Annotated in this window: 7 protein-coding genes and 1 pseudogene; 3 read left to right on the top strand and 5 right to left on the bottom strand. The window is 67.5% G+C overall.

Translation table 11 applies throughout. The features are described from left to right. Window positions 1-77: 77 nt before the first annotated feature. From AWB94_RS35435 to AWB94_RS33925, 4 genes are all read right to left on the bottom strand, one after another. Window positions 78-1,199, bottom strand: coding sequence for an MFS transporter (locus AWB94_RS35435; RefSeq protein WP_062656104.1), 1,122 nt, complete (start codon window positions 1,197-1,199; stop codon window positions 78-80). A 292-nt stretch (window positions 1,200-1,491) separates the two neighbouring features. Then, a complete protein-coding gene (locus AWB94_RS33935; protein ID WP_131805255.1) occupies window positions 1,492-2,409 on the bottom strand; it encodes a hypothetical protein in 918 nt (305 codons plus the stop codon). A 90-nt stretch (window positions 2,410-2,499) separates the two neighbouring features. Next, complete coding sequence (locus tag AWB94_RS33930) at window positions 2,500-4,134, bottom strand: DUF2207 family protein (protein ID WP_062656106.1); 1,635 nt, start codon at window positions 4,132-4,134, stop codon at window positions 2,500-2,502. A 297-nt stretch (window positions 4,135-4,431) separates the two neighbouring features. After that, window positions 4,432-4,722: a WhiB family transcriptional regulator gene (locus AWB94_RS33925; protein WP_062656107.1), complete on the bottom strand. Its 291-nt coding sequence runs from the start codon at window positions 4,720-4,722 to the stop codon at window positions 4,432-4,434. A 343-nt stretch (window positions 4,723-5,065) separates the two neighbouring features. Here AWB94_RS33925 and AWB94_RS33920 point away from each other — a divergent pair, with 343 nt between their 5' ends. The 3 genes from AWB94_RS33920 (at window position 5,066) to AWB94_RS34445 (ending at window position 7,423) form a co-directional block, all read left to right on the top strand. After that, window positions 5,066-5,767: a transcriptional regulator gene (locus tag AWB94_RS33920; RefSeq protein ID WP_109762146.1), complete on the top strand. Its 702-nt coding sequence runs from the start codon at window positions 5,066-5,068 to the stop codon at window positions 5,765-5,767. Window positions 5,768-6,053: 286 nt separating this feature from the next. Beyond that, window positions 6,054-6,185 (top strand): hypothetical protein, encoded by a 132-nt coding sequence (locus AWB94_RS36180; RefSeq protein ID WP_264021431.1) that lies wholly within the window; start codon window positions 6,054-6,056, stop codon window positions 6,183-6,185. Window positions 6,186-6,508: 323 nt separating this feature from the next. Continuing rightward, window positions 6,509-7,423, top strand: a complete 915-nt coding sequence (locus AWB94_RS34445; RefSeq protein WP_165605298.1) for a neutral zinc metallopeptidase — start codon at window positions 6,509-6,511, stop codon at window positions 7,421-7,423. Window positions 7,424-7,713: 290 nt separating this feature from the next. Here the strand turns inward: AWB94_RS34445 and AWB94_RS33910 are convergent. Continuing rightward, window positions 7,714-7,947, bottom strand: a pseudogene (locus AWB94_RS33910) (NlpC/P60 family protein); the annotation flags it as partial. Window positions 7,948-8,024: the final 77 nt, after the last annotated feature.

Raw genomic sequence — 8,024 nt, 5'->3', positions numbered from 1 at the left:
GTGTTCTCGTCGTACTTGCTCGGCATCGTGCCATCCTTCCCTCAGAAGAAGGTGCGCACGAAACCCGGGACGGTTCATTACTGCTGCCCGGAGAGCTTCATGATGGTGCGGTGCACCACGATTCCCACCCAGGCGAACAGCGCGGCGCACACCACCGCGGAGATGACCTCGACGAGAAACATGGTGCTGAAGTTTGAGCCGGCTATGCCGCTCATATACGGGCTTGAGTTGAGTTCGGACCACGCCAGCATTCCCAATACTGCACCGCCCAAGTTGATGAGAAAGCCGACGCCGCAGATGCCGTAGGCAACCCACTGCACGGCTTTCTTCGTGCCGATGGCGAAGTGCGTGTAGGCAATGCCGGCCCACAGGGCCAGGGTGAGCACTGCCCCCAACACGCCGGGCATTTGACCGAAGATCAGCGACAGAATGACGCCGATACCAAAACTGATGTACACGAACTGATTCGGGGACTGCTGGCGGGTCTGCTGGAACCAGGGATTCTTGATCAGTTCGCCGTACATGCCGCGGTGGATTAGCCGGGTGATGAATGAACCACCTTTGGCCAGAGCGGCGTTGGCGGCACCCAGCGGGGACTGCGGCGGTTGACCGGGGTATGGGCCCGCCTGCGGCGGCTGCTGGGCGTACGGGTCGTGCTGGCCGTAGGGGGCGTGCTGGGAATACGGATCGGGCTGCGGTGGGTACCCGTGCGGTTGCTGAGGGCCGGACTGCTGGGGGCCGGGCCCGTAACCGGGCGCGGCGGCTGGCGGCGGGCCGTAGTTGACTGGGCCGCTCATCGGCGCAGGGCGGGAAGGCGGCGGCCCCGGCAGCGGTGCCGGACCGGCAGGGGGACCGTACTGGGCAGGTGGCGGGGTCGCGGGACGCTGCAGCGCGGGCCCGGCGCCCGGGTACTGCGGCGGCGGCCCCATCGGCGAGCGCTGCGCGTTCGGGCCGGTCGACGGGTACTGGATGTGGGCTTCGGCCGGCGGGTACTGCCCCTCGCCGGTAGATGGGGCACGCGCAGCCCGCGGCGGTTGGGGCGTGTCGCGCACGATCTGCGTCTTCTCTGCATCCGGGTCGTGGCCGGGGTTGGCGGCTGTCCCGGGCCGCGGGGTGCTCGGCACCACCCAGGTCTTGTCCGGATCGAAATCCTGTGATGCGCCCTCGGCGACATCCCGCATCTTCTCGACGTCATCCATGTTCTGTCCCCCCTTGGGAAGTTGCTCAGCTCATCACATTACCCGGCGCCCAATGGGGTCCATTGCACCAATTTGTTCCCACCGAACTGCAGCTGCGTAGCGGCGGCAACGTCAAGAATGCGGAGCATCGATGCAGCTGAGAGCGATACGCGCACAACGAAACCGCCGCGGCGGCCGCCGCTAGGTCACAAGAGATGGCCTGATCGGGTGCAGCAAAGAATCGCGGGAACGAGCGGAGAGTCCGACGGAGCTAGAAGCCGGTGGCGCCACGTCAGGCACCGACGTCCCGCCATCAGAACTGTTCGGCGACGGCCTGCGCGACGATCCGGATCAGATCCATGTTCTGGGTGGGATCAACGATGCTGACCAGCGGCAGAACTGGGCCGCGCGAACTCTGCGTCGGCTCACCGACCACGACATCGAAAACTCCGAGGCGCTCGTCGCCGGCGATGCGATGACCGTCGACGGTGAATTGGTCCGGGTTGGCGTCGACCATCGCCGGGTCCTGATAGGAGAGCGACACATCAATCGGCGGACCACCGTCCACGGTGAAAAAGCAGCTGTTCACCGTCACGTCGTCAGGGGAGATGTCGACCGTGTGCGTGTCGCGCAGCCGGTCGGCCGGCGCGCACGGATCAGCACCGGACAGAATCGTGGCAGGCTGTCCGCTGGAGCCCAGAGGCGGCCGCTGTCCATAGGCCCCGATCGCGGTCCGCATCAGCGCGTCAGCCGCCGCGCAGCTGTCGACATCGGGGTCCGCCGACGTCGATACCGTCAGTCGCGCGTTATCCGGGTAGCTGGCGGCCAGTTCGCATGACCACGACACAACTTGATCTCGCGGTGGAGCGTCGGGCTCGTCGGCACTGGAGGCGATGGTGACATCCACTCCGTCTATCTCCTCATGCCGAACCCAACTCGGCTCCTCGCGGCCCGGCTGGGCGGGACCGATGTTGAGCGCGATCGTCGCTTCAACAGGGCCAGCGGAGTTTTCGATCGTCGCGTCGCAGTTCAACGCCGAACTGAAGCCGGTGACGGTAAGGGGTTGACCGTCAACGGAATTCGCGTCGGCGTAAAGGGCGCACACATCGATCTGGCGTAGCCCTTCGATCACCGCGAGCCGATCAGGTAGCTGCGCGTCGCTCGGTTGCGGACCGGAACACGCGGTGATCAGGGTGGCTGCAAGCACAAGGGTCAGCCGAAATGGCGTCATGGATCGACTCTAAGCCCCGTGGCGTTGGCGACATGACACCAATTGGTCCCGCGCACATGCCCTTTCGCAGGAAGGGTGCCGCGGTACTTCTCAGCGCTGTTCGGAGGCGAGGCTTTGTGCGGCGATTCCGTCGAGGGTCGCGGCCAGCGCCGGCAGCCGTACCAGCGGAGGATTGCTGTCGGCCGAGGGCTGGTACCACTCCAGCGTCTGGGGTCCGGTGTAGTCCCAGCGGGCGAGCCACGGCTGCAGATGGCCGGCTGCTTGGGCGTATGGCAGCGCCCGCTCGAAGAGGACCGGCGCCGCGGCAGCGTCGACCGTCGCGGGGTCGACATTGCTCAGGTGCAGGCGCAGCCCTCCCAGGGCTGCGGTCAACCGTGACCCGCGCGGGGTGCGCGCAGGCAACAGCAAGGCCGCGGCGGCGCTGCCGGCGCCCAGAATCGCCGCGGCGACACCGAACAACGGGCTCACCCCCGCCACGTAGAGCACCAGGGTCGCGACGGTGCCAATACCGAGCAGCCAGAGCCCGACGGTCAGCGCGGTCCGCCAGTGGCGGATCCAGCCGCGGCCGGCGATGCTGCGCGCCAGCTCTGTGCTGGCTCGCCGCAGATCCACAGCGGCGGGGGCGCCGGTCAGCTCCGAGAGCAGGATCGATTGGCGGCCGTCGGGCAGGACCACGTCCACCACTGCCCGCTCGTAGGGGGTTACGGCGTCGTCGAGGTCGGCGCGCCGCGAAATCTGGAAGTCGGGTTCGCCGCCGTCGCGCTGAATCTCGGCCAGCCATAGGTAGTTGCGCACGGCCAGGTCGAGCACGGTCGCCCCGATGTCGGACGGGCGTGCGGCTCCGCTCATCACGGTGCCGATTTGGCCGGGCAGCACGCCATCAGGTGAGGTGAACACCCCGTTGGTGCCGTCGGGGGACAGCAGGTTCGGATGGTCGGTGATCGACTGCGCGGCGATCCGGTCGCTGCGGCGGCGCCACCACGCGGCAGCGACCGCGGCGCCGGCCAGCACGGTGGCGACAGTCACCGCAATGAGTCCTGGGCCGCCGCCCTGGCCGGCAGGGGAGGGCTCACCGCCCTCGGCCACGGTGGCGGTGAATTCTGCGGTGGCGGGGACGGTGTCGGCGGGCAGCAGCACGGAGAACACCGCGGCGTCGCCGGCGGAGAGGTTGTTGTGCTGGAAGCTGACTGTTCCGCCGGAGTGGTCGGTTTGGGTCAGCGAGCACAACCGCCGAACCCCGATCTGACCGTAGGCGCAGATCGGGGAGTCCGGCGCGGCTGTCGGTGAGCTGAACGTGCCGGTCAACTCGGCGATGGGTTCTGACCACGCCGCGGCCAGCACCCAGGTGAACTGCTGCAGGTCCGGTCCGTCGGCGATGGTCCCGTTGACGGTGTAGCTCACTGTGGAGGTGCCGGCGGGCGCTGACAGTGACAGCGTCTCACCGTCGACGCTGGCTTGTGCGCCGCCTTCGGTGCTGATGTCAGAAACCGAGAAGTGCTGTGTCCGGTTGCCTTCCACGGCGATCTGCAAGGGTTGCTCGCTGGTGGCCGTGGCGCCGTCGGGGACGGTGGTGGTCTGGGTGACCTGCAATGTGCCGTCGTCACGGACGTCGAGGGTGAGGTCAAGGGTGAAGGGTGATTCGGCATGCGCCGGTGGGCTCGCGGTGAGCAGCAAGGCCGCCCCCGCTACCGCGAAGGCCAGAAAATATGTGAATCTCCCACCCATACGCGCAGGGTAACCTACCCCGGTGTCGTCGCTTGAGGATCCTCTCGGTCGCCGCCCACCGTTTCGGGGGCAGCCAACGGGTAGGTGGGCCACCAGCCGCGAGCGGCCGACGGGGCTATCCGGATCGTCCGCCGGCACCGCAACACTCCCGTCCGGCGAGGCCAATGCCGCCGGGCCCCGCGGTGGGGAAACACCGGTTCACACCGCACATTTCGCCGACCACCACCCGTTCCATCCACCAGCGTTAGCAGGAGCGCGTGCTGCCGGGCCCTCCGAATGGCAGCGGGAGCGGCAGGTCTAGGCAGATTCCAGGAAGAGCCTGCGCGCTCGCACCGGATACCCGTTGCGGTCGGCCAGAGAGCGCAGTTGGCGTAGGGCGAAGGTGCGGCCGCGGCCTGCTTCGGGAACGGCGATGCCCGCCCAGATCCCCTCGGCGCGGGGCAATTCGCAGGCCTCCCGCGCACACGCCCACCGCCGGGGGCACATCCGGCAGATCGTCTTGGCCTGCTCGTCTTGGGTGTTGGTCCAGAGGTCGGGATTGCGGGTGCATTCACCGATCGGCAGTCCGTCCATGCCCAGTGCATTCATGGTGTCTCTCCTTGAGTGGCGGCTCAACTGCCGCGGTGAGGACGAATGTAGATCACCAACCGTAGCGTTGCAACGGTTTCATGAAGGGATCTGAAGCGGGCCGCAACGCCGCGCGCCGCGCTCTCTGGGTGAAAATGGCGCTGAAGTGCGCGTACACTGCTACCAAGATGATCGCCGTTACGGCCGCGCCGGCGGAATGACTCGGCCGTAACCGAAGCGATTACGCGGAAATGCCGCCCCAAGCCATAGCAGTGCTGTAGGTTTAGCTAGCATCAGCAGATCAGAACCGGCGGCGAGGAGGGATGAACGCGTGGTCGAAGCCGAACCCGGTGACGACCCCGGCATGGTGCGTGCGGGAGCCGCCGCCGCGGCGCGTCGCCGTGAGCTCAATGTCAGCCAGCGCAGCCTGGCGGCTGACGGCGTGATCAACGCCGGCGCGCTCATCGCCTTCGAGAAGGGCCGCAGCTGGCCGCGGCAAGCCACCCGGGCCAAACTGGAAACGGTGCTGCAGTGGCCGCCGGGCGCCATCGAACGGCTACGCCGCGGCGAGTCTGCAGCGGGTACCGCGCCCCGCCCGACGTCGATGCCGGCGTCCTCGGCCGGTGCTTCCGACGAGGTGCCGCTTATCGCGCAGGCGGTCGTGGCCGCCGCCAACACGTTCGGCTCCACGATTGACGCGCTGCCCGCGGTCACCGAGCCCGCATTCACCACGCGGGCCGCCGCGATCTTGGGCGATCTGCGTCAGCTGGAGGCGGTTGCGTCTCGCGCTGCGCGCATCCAGGTGACGCCGGAACTCATCCGGGCGCTGAGCACGGTCCGTTCCCGCATCGACGAGCTGACGATGCGCGCTGCGACCGCCCCGACGGCGACCGTGGGCCAGCGTCTCTATGCCGCGCGCCGGCGCGCCAATCTGAGCATCGCCGAAACCGCCCAGGCTGCTGGCGTCGTCGAGGACGTCATCGTGCTGACCGAGGCCGATCAGCCGGTGTCCGCAGCCGATATCGCCGCCGTCGAGCAGCTGATCACTCAGATCGACTGGCTCTGACCGTCGTTCAGAAACGTTCCCGATTGTGATCGTCACTGCTCGGAAATGTGCGGCCAGGGCCGCGCGCCTATGGCGCGGTCGCCCAGGTGCTAAAGACGTTTATAGGTTGGCGACCAACCTATGAGCAATCGGCCCTTTTCTTATAGGTGGGCCAGCCGGGTGGGCGACGCGAGGGCTGAGGTGGCCGGCTCCGACGATGACCGCCCGTCGTCGGCGCCCCTCCAGGCCGCAGCGAAATTCGTGTCACGACCACCCCGAAGCTCACGGTAACCTCCGAAGGTGGCCAGTGAGCAACCACCCGGACGTGGACCCGTGTATCGGGGGCAAGGTCCGGGAGCGTATCCGCGCCAACCAGGTCCAGCACTTCCGCCCCAGCATCGCCCGCCACCGCGGCCGGTACCGCCCGCGCCCCGGGTAGGAGCGCCCCCGGCATGGGGAGATACCGGCGGCCACCGCACGTTTCGCCGCCCGCCGGTCCCACCTACCCCGGCGGGGTACCGTCCTGCGCCGCCGTACCCGCCGCAGCGGCCCATGCCGTCTCCGCCGCCGCAGCCCTACCAGCGGCCGCCGATGCCCGCGCAGGGCTATCTGCCGCGCCCCGGTCCGCCGCCGCGGCCCTACCAGCCCCACCCGGGCCCGCCAGCACATGCAGGACGATCATCCGGATACGGTGCGCCGCCGTACATCCCCGTCCCCGGACCGTACCCGCCGGCTGCACCGGCACCGCGGCGGTCCGCCGGTGTGCAGATCGCTTTGGCAGCCGTCCTGGTTATCGCCCTCGGTGTCATCGGCGTGGCGATCGCCTCGCCAGAGAGCATCCGTTCGGCGCTTCCGGGCGCCGACACCGCCACGAGAACGACATCCGTTGCCGCATCGACCACACAGCCCGCGTCGACACCGGGCGCATCGACCCCTCGGACAACGACGTCGCCGAGCGTTCAGCCTGTGCCGATCGGCGAGCCGGCCCTGACCGCCAACCCGATCTATCAGGCCGGCGGCATGGCCAAACAGGTCTGCGGCCCGCCCGGCTATCCGAGCAATGGCCCGGCGGGGGAAGCGTTCTACGCGGCGGCGCTGCCGTGCGTGGAACGGGCCTGGCAACCGCTGTTTGAGCGCGTGAGAATGGAATACGACGCCCCGAAAGTGTTGGTCCCGACAGGCACGACCGCCTCCTCTCCGTGCGGTACGACGTCCGCATCGGCGGCGGCCGCGTTCTACTGCCCGATCAACGAGACGATCTATATGCCGATCGCCGGACTGCCGGAGGTGTGGACTGAAAGTCGGCCGTTGAACTACCTGTCGGTCTTCTCGCACGAATTCGGCCATCACGTCCAGGCGCTCACCGGAGTCATAGAGGAAGCATTCACCCGTGAGCGTCGCGTAGGGCAAAAAAGCCCCGCGGGCTTCGAGATTAGCCGCCGCACCGAGTTGCAGGTGCAGTGCTTTGCGGGCATGTTCGTCGAATCCATCGTCGACAGCGGCGGACCCTTCACCCGATCTGATGTAGACAGCGTTCGACGGTTTGAGTACGGCAGCGGCCGCGGCAGCCCCACACACGGCACCGCCGCCAACACCGAGGGATGGTGGGTGCGCGGAACCAGCAATCAGATCGCAGACTGCAACACCTGGACAGCCTCGTCAGCCGAGGTCGCCTGACCGCAGCAGCCACCACTGTCGATTGTCAAAGTCGATGTCATTTGGTCATTTGAGATGTCACCAAATGTCGCAGATGACACTTGAATGACGAAACCAGCTGCTCTCCGTATCGCCCACGGGTGGTCATTAGCTCCCGGCTTGAGCCATTGCCGCCGCGACGGCGCTCTTCCACGCTGGTGCGCGGCCGGGCAGAACCGAGCAGGGCGGGACGGGAGGAGCATCCGGTTCGCAGCGGCTACGCCGGGCGAGCTGACTACTCCGCGGCCCCCGTCATCGTCGACGTCTGGCTGTCAGTACTCGATCAAGCGCGTGACGTAGGGCGTCATGCCGGAGGTCCGCACAGGCGAGATCTTGACGACCGATCCCGTGTAGGGGGCTTCGATCATCATTCCGTCGCCGAGATACATGGCTTCGTGTTGGCTGGCGCTGGGGCCGTAGAAGATCAGGTCACCGCGCCGCATCTGCGATGACGGAATCTTGCGGCCGGCGTTGTATTGCGATCCGGAGTAGTGGTCGAGTTTGATGGCTCTTCATGATTGAGGGTGTAGAACGGTCAGCTGCTGTCGGCCTGTGATTGGGGTGTCTGGTTGGCTGGGTGTGT

Origin of the sequence: Mycolicibacterium canariasense (assembly GCF_002101555.1) — a bacterium.
In the GTDB taxonomy this organism is placed as follows: Bacteria; Actinomycetota; Actinomycetes; order Mycobacteriales; family Mycobacteriaceae; genus Mycobacterium; species Mycobacterium canariasense.
This window is presented reverse-complemented; position numbering and strand designations above follow the sequence as displayed.

Excerpts from the sequence above, each read along its gene's own strand:
- AWB94_RS35435 (WP_062656104.1), bottom strand. The coding sequence starts at position 1,199 with ATGGATGACGTCGAGAAGATGCGGGATGTCGCCGAGGGCGCATCACAG.
- AWB94_RS33935 (WP_131805255.1), bottom strand. The coding sequence starts at position 2,409 with ATGACGCCATTTCGGCTGACCCTTGTGCTTGCAGCCACCCTGATCACC.
- AWB94_RS33930 (WP_062656106.1), bottom strand. The coding sequence starts at position 4,134 with ATGGGTGGGAGATTCACATATTTTCTGGCCTTCGCGGTAGCGGGGGCG.
- AWB94_RS33925 (WP_062656107.1), bottom strand. The coding sequence starts at position 4,722 with ATGAATGCACTGGGCATGGACGGACTGCCGATCGGTGAATGCACCCGC.
- AWB94_RS33920 (WP_109762146.1), top strand. The coding sequence starts at position 5,066 with ATGGTGCGTGCGGGAGCCGCCGCCGCGGCGCGTCGCCGTGAGCTCAAT.